The sequence below is a fragment of the Enterobacter sp. QK-SA4 genome (assembly GCF_056856775.1).
This window is the reverse complement of sequence record NZ_JBXFXH010000007.1, coordinates 954,051-968,207: the sequence shown is the minus strand read 5'-3', so window position 1 is coordinate 968,207 and position 14,157 is coordinate 954,051. Positions and strand designations below refer to the sequence as shown.

Below are 14,157 nucleotides of genomic sequence, written 5' to 3'. Positions count from 1 at the left end.
ACTGATAGATTCATAACTAGAATGTATCTTTCCGCCCGCCAATAGTTACGGGCGAAAATTATTAAAAAACCGTCACTGAACGAATTTCATATTACCGTCAGGCACTTTTTCATCGGATTTGACTAAAAACCTGACAATTCGCTTCCTCCAGGAGATACAGATGGAAACCACTCAAACCAGCACCGTTGCTTCGATTGAATCCCGAAGTGGTTGGCGCAAAACGGATACCATGTGGATGCTTGGCCTTTACGGCACGGCAATCGGCGCTGGTGTACTGTTCCTTCCTATCAACGCAGGCGTCGGCGGTCTGATTCCGCTGATCATCATGGCTATCATTGCTTTCCCGATGACATTCTTCGCACACCGCGGTCTGACCCGCTTCGTGCTGTCCGGTAAAAACCCGGGCGAAGACATCACTGAAGTTGTTGAAGAGCATTTCGGCGTTGGCGCAGGTAAACTGATTACCCTGCTCTACTTCTTCGCGATTTACCCTATCCTGCTGGTCTACAGCGTGGCAATCACCAACACCGTTGAAAGCTTCATGATGCACCAGCTGCACATGACGCCGCCTCCGCGTGCGATTCTGTCTCTGATCCTGATCGTGGGCATGATGACCATCGTTCGCTTCGGTGAGCAGATGATTGTGAAAGCAATGAGCGTACTGGTCTTCCCGTTCGTTATTGCTCTGATGGTACTGGCTTGCTACCTGATCCCACAGTGGAACGGCGCAGCGCTGGAAACCCTGTCCCTGAGCAGCGCATCGGCAACCGGTAACGGCCTGCTGATGACCCTCTGGCTGGCGATTCCGGTGATGGTGTTCTCCTTCAACCACTCCCCAATCATCTCCTCTTTCGCCGTGGCGAAACGTGAAGAGTACGGTAATGGCGCAGAGAAGAAGTGCTCCAGCATCCTGGCGCGCGCTCACATCATGATGGTACTGACCGTTATGTTCTTCGTCTTCAGCTGCGTACTGAGCCTCTCCCCGGCGGATCTGGCGGCAGCGAAAGAGCAGAACATCTCTATTCTGTCTTACCTGGCGAACCACTTTAACGCACCGGTCATTGCGTGGATGGCACCAATCATTGCGATTATCGCCATCACCAAATCCTTCCTGGGCCACTACCTCGGCGCGCGTGAAGGCTTCAACGGTATGGTGATTAAATCTCTGCGCGGTAAAGGCAAGAGCATTGAAATCAACAAGCTGAACAAAATCACTGCACTGTTCATGCTGCTCACCACCTGGGCGGTAGCGACCCTGAACCCAAGCATCCTGGGCATGATTGAAACCCTGGGCGGCCCGGTCATCGCGATGATTCTGTTCCTGATGCCGATGTACGCGATTCAGAAAGTCCCTGCTATGCGCAAGTACAGCGGTCATGTGAGCAACGTCTTTGTGGTTATCATGGGTCTTATCGCAATCTCTGCGATCTTCTACTCCCTGTATACCATGTTCTGATTATCACCCGCGCCGTCTTCTGACGGCGCACTCCTCCCTCTCTGACTGAAAGCAATGGACGCATCATGATTAGCGTATTCGATATCTTCAAAATCGGTATTGGTCCTTCCAGCTCTCACACCGTCGGACCAATGAAAGCCGGTAAGCAGTTCACGGATGACTTGATTGCACGCGGCATCTTGCATGACGTTACCCGCGTGGTTGTCGATGTATACGGCTCGCTTTCCCTGACCGGGAAAGGCCACCATACCGATATCGCCATTATCATGGGCCTGGCGGGAAACCTGCCGGATACCGTTGATATTGATGCGATCCCTGGCTTCATCCAGGATGTGAACACCCACGGTCGCCTGCTGCTGGCGAACGGTGAGCATGAGGTTGAATTCCCGGTTGACCACTGCATGAATTTCCATGCGGACAACCTGTCGCTGCACGAAAACGGCATGCGCATTACCGCGCTGGCCGGCGACAAAGCGGTATACAGCCAGACGTATTACTCTATCGGCGGCGGCTTCATCGTCGACGAAGACCACTTTGGTCAAACCAATACCTCTTCTGTCGAAGTGCCGTATCCGTACAAAACGGCGGCGGATCTTCAGCGTCACTGTCAGGAGACGGGCCTTTCCCTCTCCGGCCTGATGATGAAAAACGAGCTGGCACTTCACAGTAAAGAAGAGCTCGAACAGCACTTCACTAACGTCTGGGAAGTGATGCGCGGCGGTATTGAGCGCGGGATCACCACCGAAGGCGTTCTGCCGGGCAAGCTTCGCGTGCCGCGTCGCGCTGCTGCGCTGCGCCGTATGCTGGTGAGCACCGACAAAACGACGACGGACCCGATGGCCGTTGTAGACTGGATCAACATGTTCGCCCTGGCGGTAAACGAAGAGAACGCCGCAGGGGGCCGCGTGGTCACCGCGCCGACTAACGGCGCCTGCGGTATCGTTCCGGCGGTGCTGGCGTACTACGACAAGTTTATCCGTGAAGTGAACGCGAACTCGCTGGCGCGCTACCTGCTGGTCGCCAGTGCGATTGGTTCGCTGTATAAGATGAACGCGTCTATTTCCGGTGCGGAAGTGGGCTGTCAGGGTGAAGTCGGCGTGGCGTGCTCCATGGCGGCGGCGGGTCTGGCCGAACTGCTGGGTGCAAGCCCGACACAGGTGTGCATTGCTGCGGAAATCGGCATGGAACATAACCTGGGACTGACCTGTGACCCGGTTGCCGGACAGGTACAGGTGCCGTGCATCGAACGTAACGCGATTGCCTCAGTGAAGGCGGTGAACGCGGCACGTATGGCGCTGCGCCGCACCAGCGAGCCGCGCGTCTGTCTCGATAAGGTTATCGAAACCATGTACGAAACAGGTAAAGATATGAACGCCAAATACCGCGAAACCTCTCGCGGCGGCCTGGCGATGAAGATCGTGACCTGCGATTAAGCCCCTCAGGAAGCCTCGTTTTGCGAGGCTTCTTCCTGTTTTCCCCACCATTCATAGTTTCACGCTGCTGACAGTGTTACCCTTTACGCATGAGATAGAAGGGAGATTATCTGTGGCCGTTCATTTACTTATCGTCGATGCTCTTAACCTGATCCGCCGTATCCATGCGGTACAGGGGACGCCTTGTAAAGACACCTGTCTGCACGCGCTGGAACAGCTTATCCGCCACAGTGAGCCCACCCATGCGGTCGCGGTATTTGATGACGAAGCCCGCAACACGGGCTGGCGACACCAGCGTCTGCCCGACTACAAAGCCGGACGCGCCCCGATGCCGGACGATCTTCACGCTGAATTGCCCATGCTGCGCGCTGCATTTGAACAGCGGGGCGTTCCCTGCTGGGGTGCACAGGGAAATGAAGCAGACGATCTCGCGGCCACCCTGGCCGTAAAGGTGGCAAGCGCCGGACATCAGGCCACTATCGTTTCAACTGACAAAGGCTACTGCCAGCTGCTCTCCCCGACTATCCGCATTCGCGACTATTTTCAAAAACGCTGGCTGGACGCGCCGTTTATTGCCAGCGAGTTCGGCGTCTCGCCTGAACAACTGCCGGATTACTGGGGGCTGGCAGGCATCAGCAGTTCTAAGGTTCCGGGTGTCGCCGGTATTGGGCCGAAGAGCGCCGCGCAGCTGCTGACCGATTTTCAGAGTCTGGAAGGGATTTACGCCCGTCTGGATGAGGTACCGGAAAAGTGGCGCAAGAAGCTGGAGGCGCATAAAGAGATGGCGTTTATCTGCCGGGAAATCGCAACGCTACAGACGGATTTACAGCTGGACGGGAATTTACAGCAGCTGCGGTTAGAACGTTAATATCCCCTCACCCTAACCCTCTCCCCATGGGGGAGAGGGAACTTCTCGGTGCGGTCTTTTCCTCCTCGCCCCTTTGGGAGAGGGCCGGGGTGAGGGGCAATCAGCGGACTATCGCTCGTCGCGACGTCCGCCAACCGCAGCCCACCAGCGACGAATATGCACCGTCACCTCTTCACGGTCGTGGTACAGCTGACGCGCCTGGATCTCCACGTTAATACCGTGTTCGTCCATCTGCTCCTGAATGTAGGCGAGGTTCTGCGACACTTCCTCATAGCGCTTTTTCATCGGCAGCTTGAGGTTGAAAATGGTCTCACGGCACCAGCCGTTCACCAGCCAGGAGGCCATCAGCGCGGCGACTTTTGCCGGTTTCTCAACCATATCGCACACCATCCACGAGATGTTGTTACGGTTCGGGCGATAGCGGAATCCGTCTTCACGCAGCCATGTGACCTGCCCCGTGTCCATCAGGCTTTGCGCCATTGGGCCGTTATCAACGGACGATACCCACATATTGCGTTTCACCAGCTGATAGGTCCAGCCGCCCGGGCACGCGCCAAGGTCGACGGCGTACATGCCGTTTGCCAGACGCTCATCCCACTCATCTGCCGGAATAAAAACGTGGAACGCCTCTTCCAGCTTAAGCGTGGAACGGCTTGGCGCATCGGACGGGAAGCGCAAACGCGGAATACCCATAAAGAAGGGAGAGTTGTTGGTGGTGTACGAATAGCCTGTATAACAGCAGCCCGGTGCGATAAAGAAGATATGCACCACCGGACGCTTCGGCGTTTCGTAGTTCGTCAGCACGCCCGCATCACGCAGCGCCGCACGCAGCGGCACGGTGAACTTACGGCAGAACTTCATCAGCTCTTTACTTTCGTTGGTATCCGCCACTTCAACGCGCAGATCGCCGCCCTTCTCCACCACGCCCTGCAGCATGCCGACAATAGGCGTGATGCGGTCTTCCGGCGGAAGATCCTTCAGCAGCTCACCCGCGACAAACATCTGGCGAGCAAAGATCAGCGAGCTGAACGGCAGCTCGCGCGCCAGCTTGTCCGCGTCTTCAGGCTGATAGCACTCGAATACCACATAGCCCGCGTTTTCTTTTACGCGGGCAAAGCCGAAGACTTCGCGCTTCGCCGCTTTATCGGTAATTTCCGCGGCGCACTCTTTCTCAAACCCCGGGCGACAATATAAAACAACCTTATTCATGAACAACGCCCTTGCGTTTCAGACGGATAGCTCCGATAAACATTAATACCCAACCCGCCAGGAAGCTGAAGCCGCCGACAGGTGTAACAAACGCCCACAGGCGCAAATGTGAGAGCGCAAGGCAGTACAGGCTACCGCTGAACAACACGGTACCCAGCGCCATAAACACGCTGCTCCAGTAAAACCAGATACTGATACGACGCTGCATCGCCACCGCCAGCCCAAAAATAGCCAGCGTGTGGAACGCCTGATATTCAAGGCCGGTCTGGATCCAGCCCATCTCTACTGCGCCCAAAGACTTGCTTAATACATGTGCGCCAAAGGCGCCCAGTGCAACAAAAATAAAGCCACTCACCGCGGCAAAAATCAGCATGAATCGGCTGGTCATGTTTAAGTCCTGAGTTAATGCGTGCCCGGCACACAAACGTTATTGCTCATACCTGAAGCGGAATTTTTCTTGCTCGGTTGCCGCTTTCGCCAGTATCCACTGCCGGAAGGCGGCTATTTTACCCAGTTCTGCCTGACTGTCATGACAAACCAGATAAAACGCATTCTTGCTGACCAGTACATCATTAAAAGGGCAAACCAGGCGGCCTGCCTCAATTTCGGACTGCGCCATGACGTTGTTCGCCAACGCCACGCCCTGCCCGTGAATGGCAGCCTGTAACACCATCGCACTGTGGCTAAAAATGGGCCCCTGCTGCACGTTAATATGTGTAAGACCTAATTGACGGGTATAAGTTTGCCAGTCGCGGCGAGAGGCATCATGCAAAAGCGTATGCTGAGCCAGATCAGCGGGTGACTTCAGCGCCTTCTCACCCGTTAACAGCAGAGGAGAACAGACCGGCAGGAGATATTCTGCGTATAATTTTTCAACGCGCAAGCCCGGCCAGTTACCGCGACCATAAAAAATGGCGACATCTACGTCATCGGCCAGCTTGTCCTCCTGACGATCTACCGCCTGGATTCGAACGTCGATCCCCGGATAAGCTGAGTTAAAGCTTGAGAGCCTTGGCACCAGCCAATGAATGGCAAAACTGGGCAATAAACTGACGGTCAGAGCACCTTTTGCACTCCGAGCCTGCAGCTTACGCGTGGCTTCCGTAAGCTGGGAAAAAATCTCTTTAATATCCTGAAAATAGCTCTGCCCCTCTTCGGTCAACAGCAACGAACGGTTGCGTCGACGAAACAGCTTAAGGCCCAGAAAATCCTCCAGAGACTTGATTTGGTGACTTACTGCGGCCTGTGTCACAAAAAGCTCATCTGCCGCGCGGGTGAAGCTCAGGTGACGTGCTGCTGCATCAAAAACACGTAATGCATTAAGGGGTGGCAATCGCTTTGACATGGTTATCTGGCTTAGATGTTAACGGATTTTAACAAACAGGAAACAACGTTTAACCTATTAGTTTTTTTTATCTGAGCCATTATAATTTGTCCGTTGAGGAACTACCAGCAAATACCTATAGTGGCGGCACTTCCTGAGCCGGAACGAAGAGCTTTTTTCGGAATGCGTGTTCTGAAGGGCTTTTGGCTTACGGTTGTGATGTTGTGTTGTTGTGTTTGCAATTGGTCTGCGATTCAGACCACGGTAGCAACGCTACCAATTTTTCACTTCCTGTACATTTACCCTGTCTGTCCATAGTGATTAATGTAGCACCGCCAATTTGCGGTGCTTTTTTTTCGCCTGCGATCTGTTAATGCTCGATCTCTTTCATCTCTTTCACGTCCGTGCGGTTGATCTGCTGCTTGTTCCCGTTAGCATCTTTGTACGAAATCATCCCGGTATCATTATCGGTAGTCGGTTTCCCTTCCGAAACGATAGAACGACCATCGTTGGTGTGCATCACGTAGTTGTTACCAGAACACGCGCTCAGCGCAAAAGTAAACGCACAGGCAGAAATGATTGCAGCTGTCTTATTCATGATTATTCTCCTTTAGCAATTAATGCTATTCAAACCTCGATTTATAACAGGCTAAAACATCCGCCTAACACTATTTAGCATAACCTGCTTTTTTGAGGTCGTAAGGATAAGCAGACAATTCTGATAGATATCAACCTCCTTGCCCTGCCGCTGAAATTGCGCGACGATCGCTATATTGAAATGAGGAATCCCATGAACGCTTTCAGTCCTGCGCAGTTCCGCGCACAGTTTCCGGCCCTGGCTGATGCCGGTATTTACCTGGATAGCGCCGCCACCGCCCTTAAGCCACAGGCGGTGATTGAGGCCACGCAGCAGTTCTACAGCCTGAGCGCCGGGAACGTGCATCGCAGCCAGTTTGCCGAAGCCCAGCGATTAACCGCGCGCTACGAAGCCGCACGCGATCAGGTCGCGCGCCTGATCAATGCCGAAAGCGGGAAAAACATCGTCTGGACGCGCGGCACGACCGAAGCCATCAATATGGTGGCCCAGTGCTACGCGCGCCCGCTGCTTCAGCCGGGCGATGAGATCGTCGTCAGCGAGGCGGAACATCACGCCAACCTTGTGCCGTGGCTGATGGTGGCCGAGCAAACGGGTGCACGCGTGGTGAAGCTTCCACTGGGTGCAGACCTTCTGCCCGACGTGGCCCGTCTCCCCGAACTGATTACCCCTCGCAGCCGCATTCTGGCGCTCGGACAGATGTCGAACGTCACGGGAGGTTGCCCGGACCTGGCTCAGGCTATTTGCATTGCCCATGCAAGCGGGATGGTGGTGATGGTCGACGGCGCTCAGGGCGTGGTGCACTTCCCCGCTGATGTGCAGGCGCTTGATATCGATTTCTATGCCTTCTCAGGGCATAAGCTCTACGGGCCAACCGGTATTGGGGCGTTGTACGGCAAGCCTGAACTGCTGGCAAAAATGACGCCGTGGCTGGGTGGCGGCAAAATGATCACCGAAGTGTCGTTCGATGGCTTCAAAACTCAGGATGTTCCCTATCGCCTGGAGGCCGGTACGCCGAACGTGGCGGGTGTGATTGGCTTAAGCGCGGCGCTGGAGTGGCTGGCAGAAACAGACATCGTTCAGGCTGAAAGCTGGAGCCGGGGGCTGGCGACGCTGGCAGAGGAAGAACTCAAAAAGCGCCCGGGCTTCCGCTCGTTCCGCGTTCAGGATTCAAGCCTGCTCGCCTTTGATTTTGCGGGCGTACATCACAGCGACATGGTGACGCTGCTGGCCGGGTACGGCATTGCCCTGCGTGCCGGACAGCACTGCGCCCAGCCGCTGCTGGCGGCGCTTGGCGTTAACGGTACGCTGCGCGCCTCGTTTGCGCCGTATAATACCCAAAGCGATGTCGACGCGCTGGTTGCCGCCGTTGACCGCGCCCTTGAAATACTGGTGGATTAATGACTAGCGCTGCTTTAGCCGGACATCCGTTTGGCACCGTCATCACAGAAGAGACCTTAAGACAGACCTTCGCCCCGCTCCAGCAGTGGGAAGATAAATATCGACAGCTGATCCTGCTGGGTAAACAGCTCCCTGCCCTTTCAGACGATCTTAAAGCGCAGGCGAAAGAGATCGCAGGCTGTGAAAACCGCGTCTGGCTGGGCGTGAGCGTCTCCGGCGAGACGCTGCACTTCTTCGGCGACAGCGAAGGCCGCATCGTCCGGGGCCTGCTGGCCGTATTGCTGACCGCTGTGGAAGGGAAAAGCGCGGCGGAATTGCTGGCACATTCGCCGCTGGCGCTATTTGATGAGCTTGGGCTGCGCGCGCAGCTCAGCGCCTCGCGCGGTCAGGGGTTGATCGCGCTCAGCGACGCGGTACTGGATGCCGCACGTCAGGCTCAGGCCTGACGTTCCGCCTTCGCCATCATTTTCTTGAGGGCGTGAGACACCGCCACAAAGCCGAAGGAGGCGGTCACCATGGTGGCCGCACCAAAACCTGAGGCGCAGTCCATTCGTTTTGGCCCTTCCGCCGTGCTTTTCATCGCGCAGACTGAACCATCCGCCTGCGGGTAGACCAGCGCTTCGGTCGAGAACACGCAGTCGACGCCGAGCTTGCCTTTGCTGTTTTTCACCACGTTGAAGTCGCTCTTCAGGCGTTCACGCAGCTTGGCCGCCAGCGGATCCTGAATGGTTTTCGCCAGATCGGCCACCTGGATCTGCGTCGGATCGATTTGTCCGCCCGCGCCGCCGGTGGTCACCAGTGGGACCTTGTAACGACGGCAGTAGGCGATCAGCGCCGCTTTTGGCCGCACGCTGTCGATGGCGTCAATCACATAGCTGTAGCCTTTGCTCATGTACTCCGCGACGTTATCTGCCGTCACAAAGTCGTCGATCACCGTCACGCGGCACTCCGGGTTGATGAGACGAATACGCTCCGCCATCACCTCGGATTTTGCCAGGCCGACGCTATCACGCAGCGCATGGATTTGACGGTTAGTGTTGGTGACGCAAACGTCATCCATGTCAATCAGCGTGATTGCGCCAATACCGGTTCTCGCCAGCGCTTCTGCCGCCCACGACCCCACACCACCAATGCCCACGACGCAGACGTGCGCATCCGCAAACAGCTGCAGGGCTTTTTCACCATATAAACGTGCCGTCCCGCCAAAACGCTGGCGCCAGGCGTCGCTGATTACCACAGACATAAAACCTCAGATGTAAAAAGGGTGAGGTTTTCCTCACCCTGAACAGTAATCCGTATTGTGCTCAGAATATCACAATCAGCCGCTGAATACGTTTCCAGCACCCGGCGCCGCCTTCAGTACCCACACGCGTCCGTAGTGGTTATACCAGCCCGCGCGATGGCCTGCGTCAGGGCCAATACCCTGATAGATGTCGAAGTGCTGGCCTTTAATTGCCCCGCCGACGTCCAGCGCCACCATCAGACGCAGCTCATACTGACCGTTGAACTTGCCGTTATTGTCCAGCAGAGGGACTTCAGCCAGCAGCGTGGTGCCTGCAGGAATAATCGAACGATCCGATGCTACCGACGCGCGGCCAATCAGCGGAACCGCGCTGGCCCCTTTCACCGGCGCGAAGTTTTGCGGTTTGAAGAAGACGAACGACGGGTTCTGCTCCAGCAGCTCGCGCACCTCGGCTTCGCTGTGTTTCTCGCCCCACTCGCGGATCGCCTGCATCGACATATCTTCTTTCTTCACTTCGCCGCGGTCGATCAGCACCTTACCGATACTGCGATAGGCGTGGCCGTTTTTACCGGAATAGCTGAAGAAGTTAAGCGGCGACCCGTCGCCAAAATCAATGTAGCCGCTGCCCTGAACGTCCATGATGAAGTTATCCATCAGGGAGTTGCTGTAGGCCAGAACGTAGTTTTCGCTTAGCGCACCGGCGTAGATCTCAGCGCGAGACGGCAGACGACCGCGTTTTGGCGGCATACGGTAGATCGGGTACTGGAACTCGCCCTGACGCGAGTGCCGTGCCTGGATAACCGGGGTGTAGTAGCCGGTAAACTGGACGTTGCCGTAGTTATCGGCCCCTTCCATCTGCCAGGCGTCGATACCAAACTGGCGCATGTTGCGCGTATCGCCGCCTGCTTTCAGCCAGTCCTGGACCGCGTTATACACGCTACTCTGGGTACCATACAGACGCGGCGACGCGTTGCGGATCTGATAGACCTGCTCGGAGAAATCACCGGCATTAATCGGTGCGCCGACGGCATCAGGCTGATTAACTAAAGAGAAAGGCTGGGATAACTTCCCGTCTTTATACTGTTGACCGCGATCGGTCGGTTTGGAAGAACAGGCCGCAAGAATCGCTACCATTGCGCCCGCCATCAGATACTTCGCCCAACGTCCTTTCATTATATCTCGTCTTTAAGTTGCCCATTTCCGCGTGATGAAGATAACAAACCGCCAGGGCTAATGAAATGCGATCGCATGCCCTTTGGCAAATTTTGCGCAAAAAATAGTCCAAACAGAGCCATGTCGTTCAATTTGCATACAAAATCATGATTTATGTGAAAAAGGGGTTGCATCACAAACCTATCCGAGTATAGTGCGCATCCACGGACGCGGGGTGGAGCAGCCTGGTAGCTCGTCGGGCTCATAACCCGAAGGTCGTCGGTTCAAATCCGGCCCCCGCAACCAATTAAAATTTGATGAAGTATCTTCTACGACTGTAGAAAGACGGACGCGGGGTGGAGCAGCCTGGTAGCTCGTCGGGCTCATAACCCGAAGGTCGTCGGTTCAAATCCGGCCCCCGCAACCAATCAAATTTGAAGAAGTAAGTTTCTACACGAGTAGAAAGACGGACGCGGGGTGGAGCAGCCTGGTAGCTCGTCGGGCTCATAATCCGAAGGTCGTCGGTTCAAATCCGGCCCCCGCAACCAACACTTCTAAAACAATAAACACCCTCAAGGGTGTTTTTTTGTATCTGTCGTTTGTGAATTTGCCGGGCGTTTACCCGGCTGAAAGCGTTATCCGCGTCGCGCCAGCGTCGCCCCGTCAGAGAAATACGCCCGTATCCCCGCCAGAATCGACTCCGCAACCTCCTGCTGGAATTTTGCCGTCTTGAGCTTACGCTCCTCTTCGACGTTACTGATAAACGCGGTTTCGACCAGAATGGACGGGATATCCGGTGCTTTGAGTACCGCAAACCCGGCCTGTTCAACGCTGTTTTTATGCAGCTTATTGATGTTGCCCAGCTTGCCCAGCACCGCTTTACCAAACTTCAGGCTGTCGTTAATGGTCAGCGACTGCACCATATCGAACATAGTGTGGTCGACGTAGCGGTCACCGCTTTTGCTCACGCCGCCAATCAGGTCAGAGGCGTTCTGGGTGTCAGCCAGATATCTTGCTGCGGTACTGGTCGCGCCTTTGGTTGAGAGCGCGAACACCGACGAGCCGCTTGGCTGGCGGCTGGTAAAGGCATCCGCATGGATCGACACGAACAAATCGGCGCGCTGCTTCTGCGCTTTCGCCACCCGGACCTTCAGCGGAATAAAGATATCTTCATTGCGCGTCATATAGGCGCGCATATTACCTTCTTTATCAATCAATGCCTTCAGGCGGCGGGCAATTTGCAGCACAACGTCTTTTTCACGCGTGCGGTATTTCCCCACCGCGCCGGAGTCTTCACCGCCGTGTCCGGGATCGAGCATGATCACAATCGGACGATCGCGCCCTGCTTTCCCCGGCTGCGGACCGCTTTGCGCAGGTGGAACCTGACGCTGCAAGTCGCCCTTGTTGTAATCCTCCAGCAGGGCAAGAAGCGGATCCTGAATATCCGTTGCGTTGGCCGGGTAGAGATCCATCACCAGGCGCTCTTTAAACGTCGCGACGGGCGCCAGGGCGAACAACTGCGGCTTAACGTTCTGTTTAAGCTCAAACACCATGCGCACGGTTTGTGGATCAAACTGCCCGACGCGAGCCGATTTAATAAACGGATCGTCAACGCGGATCTGCGCCGCCATCCCTTTCAGCACGGAGTTGAGGTTAACGCCTTCGAGATCCACCACCACGCGTTCCGGGTTGCTGAGGGCAAATTGCTTATATTTCAGCACGCGATTGGATTCGACCGTCACGCGCGTATAGGTCGACGACGGCCAGACGCGCACCGCCACCACCTGACTGGTGGCGGCAAGACCGACCTGACTGACGCTAAGCAACCACATTGCCCCGGCCCCTTTTAACAAACGGCGGCGGCTTATTGCTGAATTGGATCCCGACATGCTTCTCCCGAGCAAGAACACTGATTGATATACAAAATGTCCAGATTGACCGAAAACTTTAACGAATGACGCATAAACTGTCATCTATAAAAGGGTAAACAATCATACGCTAACGCACGGATTACTTATCTATTTCTGTGGGTCGCGGAAAATTTGCACTTGCACACGTGGCTATAATCGAATAAAAATACAGAAATTACGAATAAACATTCATTAAGGGTTGTGCCATGGTGAAGGAACGTAGAACCGAACTGGTCCAGGGATTCCGCCATTCTGTTCCCTATATCAACGCCCATCGGGGAAAAACGTTTGTCATCATGCTTGGCGGCGAAGCCATTGAGCATGAAAATTTTTCCAGCATCGTCAATGACATTGGCCTGCTGCACAGCCTCGGGATCCGCCTGGTGGTGGTTTATGGCGCGCGTCCGCAGATCGACGCCAACCTGGCCGCTCACCACCACGAGCCGATTTACCACAAACACACCCGCGTCACCGATGCCAAAACCCTGGAGCTGGTGAAACAGGCGGCGGGTCTGCTGCAGCTGGATATTACCGCGCGTCTCTCCATGAGCCTGAACAATACGCCGCTGCAGGGGGCGCATATCAACGTCGTGAGCGGCAACTTTATCATTGCCCAGCCGCTCGGCGTGGACGATGGCGTGGATTACTGCCACAGCGGCCGTATCCGTCGTATTGATGAGGAAGCTATTCACCGCCAGCTGGACAGCGGCGCCATCGTGCTGATGGGCCCGGTCGCCGTTTCCGTGACCGGCGAAAGCTTTAACCTGACGTCCGAAGAGATCGCCACGCAGCTGGCGATCAAGCTGAAGGCGGAAAAAATGATTGGGTTCTGCTCCTCCCAGGGCGTCGTGGACGCTGAAGGAACAATCGTACCGGAACTCTTCCCGAATGAAGCCCAGGCCCGCGTGGAAGCGCTGGAAGCCGAAGGTGATTACCACTCCGGCACCGTCCGCTTCCTGCGTGGCGCCGTGAAGGCCTGCCGCAGCGGCGTGCGCCGCAGCCACCTGATCAGCTATCAGGAAGACGGGGCCCTGCTCCAGGAGCTGTTCTCCCGCGACGGTATTGGTACGCAGATTGTGATGGAGAGTGCGGAGCAGATCCGCCGCGCCACCATCAATGACATCGGCGGCATTCTGGAGCTGATCCGCCCGCTGGAACAGCAGGGTATTCTGGTGCGTCGTTCGCGCGAACAGCTGGAGATGGAGATCGACAAATTCACCATTATTCAGCGCGATAACCTGACCATTGCCTGCGCCGCGCTCTATCCGTTCCCGGAAGAGAAGATCGGTGAAATGGCCTGCGTGGCGGTGCATCCTGATTACCGTAGCTCTTCACGCGGCGAAATGCTGCTTGAACGCGTGGCGGCACAGGCGCGCCAGATGGGGCTAAGCAAGCTGTTCGTCCTGACGACGCGCAGCATTCACTGGTTCCAGGAGCGCGGATTCACACCGGTGGATATCGATTCTCTGCCGGAAACGAAGAAAGAGATGTACAACTATCAGCGTCGTTCAAAGGTGCTGATGGCTGACCTGGGATAATACAACGCTTGCCGGATAGCGCTGCGCG

Annotated in this window: 13 protein-coding genes and 3 tRNA genes; 9 read left to right on the top strand and 7 right to left on the bottom strand. The window is 55.7% G+C overall.

Annotated elements, in window-relative coordinates; translation table 11 throughout:
• Nucleotides 1-160: 160 nt before the first annotated feature.
• The 3 genes from AC1VYI_RS06280 to xni all read left to right on the top strand — a co-directional run bounded on the left by AC1VYI_RS06280 (nucleotide 161) and on the right by xni (nucleotide 3,757).
• Nucleotides 161-1,456, top strand: a complete 1,296-nt coding sequence (locus AC1VYI_RS06280; protein WP_024909280.1) for an HAAAP family serine/threonine permease — start codon at nucleotides 161-163, stop codon at nucleotides 1,454-1,456.
• Between the two features lie 65 nt (nucleotides 1,457-1,521).
• Nucleotides 1,522-2,889, top strand: a complete 1,368-nt coding sequence (sdaB, locus tag AC1VYI_RS06275) for an L-serine ammonia-lyase II (RefSeq protein WP_045355758.1) — start codon at nucleotides 1,522-1,524, stop codon at nucleotides 2,887-2,889.
• 112 nt (nucleotides 2,890-3,001) lie between these two features.
• Nucleotides 3,002-3,757 carry a flap endonuclease Xni gene (gene xni, locus AC1VYI_RS06270; protein WP_021241892.1) on the top strand — a complete coding sequence of 252 codons (756 nt, stop codon included), beginning with the start codon at nucleotides 3,002-3,004 and terminating at the stop codon, nucleotides 3,755-3,757.
• Nucleotides 3,758-3,865: 108 nt separating this feature from the next.
• Here xni and rlmM read toward each other — a convergent pair whose 3' ends face one another.
• The 4 genes from rlmM to AC1VYI_RS06250 form a co-directional block, all read right to left on the bottom strand.
• On the bottom strand, nucleotides 3,866-4,966 hold the full coding sequence (rlmM, locus tag AC1VYI_RS06265) for a 23S rRNA (cytidine(2498)-2'-O)-methyltransferase RlmM (protein ID WP_023309030.1): 1,101 nt from the start codon (nucleotides 4,964-4,966) through the stop codon (nucleotides 3,866-3,868).
• Nucleotides 4,959-5,354, bottom strand: coding sequence for a DUF423 domain-containing protein (locus AC1VYI_RS06260; RefSeq protein ID WP_023309031.1), 396 nt, complete (start codon nucleotides 5,352-5,354; stop codon nucleotides 4,959-4,961). Before AC1VYI_RS06260 ends, rlmM begins: the two co-directional genes overlap by 8 nt.
• A 39-nt stretch (nucleotides 5,355-5,393) precedes the next feature.
• Nucleotides 5,394-6,311 carry a glycine cleavage system transcriptional regulator GcvA gene (gene gcvA / locus AC1VYI_RS06255; RefSeq protein ID WP_023309032.1) on the bottom strand — a complete coding sequence of 306 codons (918 nt, stop codon included), beginning with the start codon at nucleotides 6,309-6,311 and terminating at the stop codon, nucleotides 5,394-5,396.
• Between the two features lie 349 nt (nucleotides 6,312-6,660).
• A complete protein-coding gene (locus AC1VYI_RS06250; protein ID WP_008499648.1) occupies nucleotides 6,661-6,888 on the bottom strand; it encodes a YgdI/YgdR family lipoprotein in 228 nt (75 codons plus the stop codon).
• Between the two features lie 192 nt (nucleotides 6,889-7,080).
• Between AC1VYI_RS06250 and csdA the strand changes: the two genes are divergently transcribed.
• Nucleotides 7,081-8,286 carry a cysteine desulfurase CsdA gene (gene csdA / locus AC1VYI_RS06245; protein ID WP_134867198.1) on the top strand — a complete coding sequence of 402 codons (1,206 nt, stop codon included), beginning with the start codon at nucleotides 7,081-7,083 and terminating at the stop codon, nucleotides 8,284-8,286.
• Nucleotides 8,286-8,732: a cysteine desulfurase sulfur acceptor subunit CsdE gene (csdE, locus tag AC1VYI_RS06240; RefSeq protein ID WP_134867196.1), complete on the top strand. Its 447-nt coding sequence runs from the start codon at nucleotides 8,286-8,288 to the stop codon at nucleotides 8,730-8,732. The genes csdA and csdE overlap by 1 nt, the downstream gene beginning before the upstream one ends.
• Here csdE and tcdA read toward each other — a convergent pair.
• Both tcdA and mltA read right to left on the bottom strand, forming a co-directional pair.
• On the bottom strand, nucleotides 8,723-9,529 hold the full coding sequence (tcdA, locus tag AC1VYI_RS06235; protein WP_008499651.1) for a tRNA cyclic N6-threonylcarbamoyladenosine(37) synthase TcdA: 807 nt from the start codon (nucleotides 9,527-9,529) through the stop codon (nucleotides 8,723-8,725). The two genes, csdE and tcdA, sit on opposite strands and share 10 nt — an antisense overlap.
• A gap of 75 nt (nucleotides 9,530-9,604) precedes the next feature.
• Nucleotides 9,605-10,702, bottom strand: a complete 1,098-nt coding sequence (mltA, locus tag AC1VYI_RS06230; RefSeq protein WP_023309035.1) for a murein transglycosylase A — start codon at nucleotides 10,700-10,702, stop codon at nucleotides 9,605-9,607.
• 208 nt (nucleotides 10,703-10,910) lie between these two features.
• Between mltA and AC1VYI_RS06225 the strand changes: the two genes are divergently transcribed.
• The 3 genes from AC1VYI_RS06225 (at nucleotide 10,911) to AC1VYI_RS06215 (ending at nucleotide 11,229) form a co-directional block, all read left to right on the top strand.
• Nucleotides 10,911-10,987 (top strand) — tRNA-Met (locus tag AC1VYI_RS06225).
• A 44-nt stretch (nucleotides 10,988-11,031) separates the two neighbouring features.
• Nucleotides 11,032-11,108 (top strand) — tRNA-Met (locus AC1VYI_RS06220).
• 44 nt (nucleotides 11,109-11,152) lie between these two features.
• Nucleotides 11,153-11,229, top strand: a tRNA-Met gene (locus AC1VYI_RS06215).
• 87 nt (nucleotides 11,230-11,316) lie between these two features.
• Here the strand turns inward: AC1VYI_RS06215 and amiC are convergent.
• Nucleotides 11,317-12,570, bottom strand: coding sequence for an N-acetylmuramoyl-L-alanine amidase AmiC (gene amiC, locus AC1VYI_RS06210; RefSeq protein ID WP_134867195.1), 1,254 nt, complete (start codon nucleotides 12,568-12,570; stop codon nucleotides 11,317-11,319).
• A gap of 227 nt (nucleotides 12,571-12,797) precedes the next feature.
• On the opposite strand from amiC, the gene argA reads away from it, so the two are divergent.
• Nucleotides 12,798-14,129: an amino-acid N-acetyltransferase gene (gene argA, locus AC1VYI_RS06205; protein WP_023309037.1), complete on the top strand. Its 1,332-nt coding sequence runs from the start codon at nucleotides 12,798-12,800 to the stop codon at nucleotides 14,127-14,129.
• Nucleotides 14,130-14,157 lie beyond the last annotated feature (28 nt).

Excerpts from the sequence above, each read along its gene's own strand:
- AC1VYI_RS06280 (WP_024909280.1), top strand. The coding sequence starts at position 161 with ATGGAAACCACTCAAACCAGCACCGTTGCTTCGATTGAATCCCGAAGT.
- sdaB (WP_045355758.1), top strand. The coding sequence starts at position 1,522 with ATGATTAGCGTATTCGATATCTTCAAAATCGGTATTGGTCCTTCCAGC.
- rlmM (WP_023309030.1), bottom strand. The coding sequence starts at position 4,966 with ATGAATAAGGTTGTTTTATATTGTCGCCCGGGGTTTGAGAAAGAGTGC.
- AC1VYI_RS06260 (WP_023309031.1), bottom strand. The coding sequence starts at position 5,354 with ATGACCAGCCGATTCATGCTGATTTTTGCCGCGGTGAGTGGCTTTATT.
- gcvA (WP_023309032.1), bottom strand. The coding sequence starts at position 6,311 with ATGTCAAAGCGATTGCCACCCCTTAATGCATTACGTGTTTTTGATGCA.
- AC1VYI_RS06250 (WP_008499648.1), bottom strand. The coding sequence starts at position 6,888 with ATGAATAAGACAGCTGCAATCATTTCTGCCTGTGCGTTTACTTTTGCG.
- csdA (WP_134867198.1), top strand. The coding sequence starts at position 7,081 with ATGAACGCTTTCAGTCCTGCGCAGTTCCGCGCACAGTTTCCGGCCCTG.
- csdE (WP_134867196.1), top strand. The coding sequence starts at position 8,286 with ATGACTAGCGCTGCTTTAGCCGGACATCCGTTTGGCACCGTCATCACA.
- tcdA (WP_008499651.1), bottom strand. The coding sequence starts at position 9,529 with ATGTCTGTGGTAATCAGCGACGCCTGGCGCCAGCGTTTTGGCGGGACG.
- mltA (WP_023309035.1), bottom strand. The coding sequence starts at position 10,702 with ATGAAAGGACGTTGGGCGAAGTATCTGATGGCGGGCGCAATGGTAGCG.
- amiC (WP_134867195.1), bottom strand. The coding sequence starts at position 12,570 with ATGTCGGGATCCAATTCAGCAATAAGCCGCCGCCGTTTGTTAAAAGGG.
- argA (WP_023309037.1), top strand. The coding sequence starts at position 12,798 with ATGGTGAAGGAACGTAGAACCGAACTGGTCCAGGGATTCCGCCATTCT.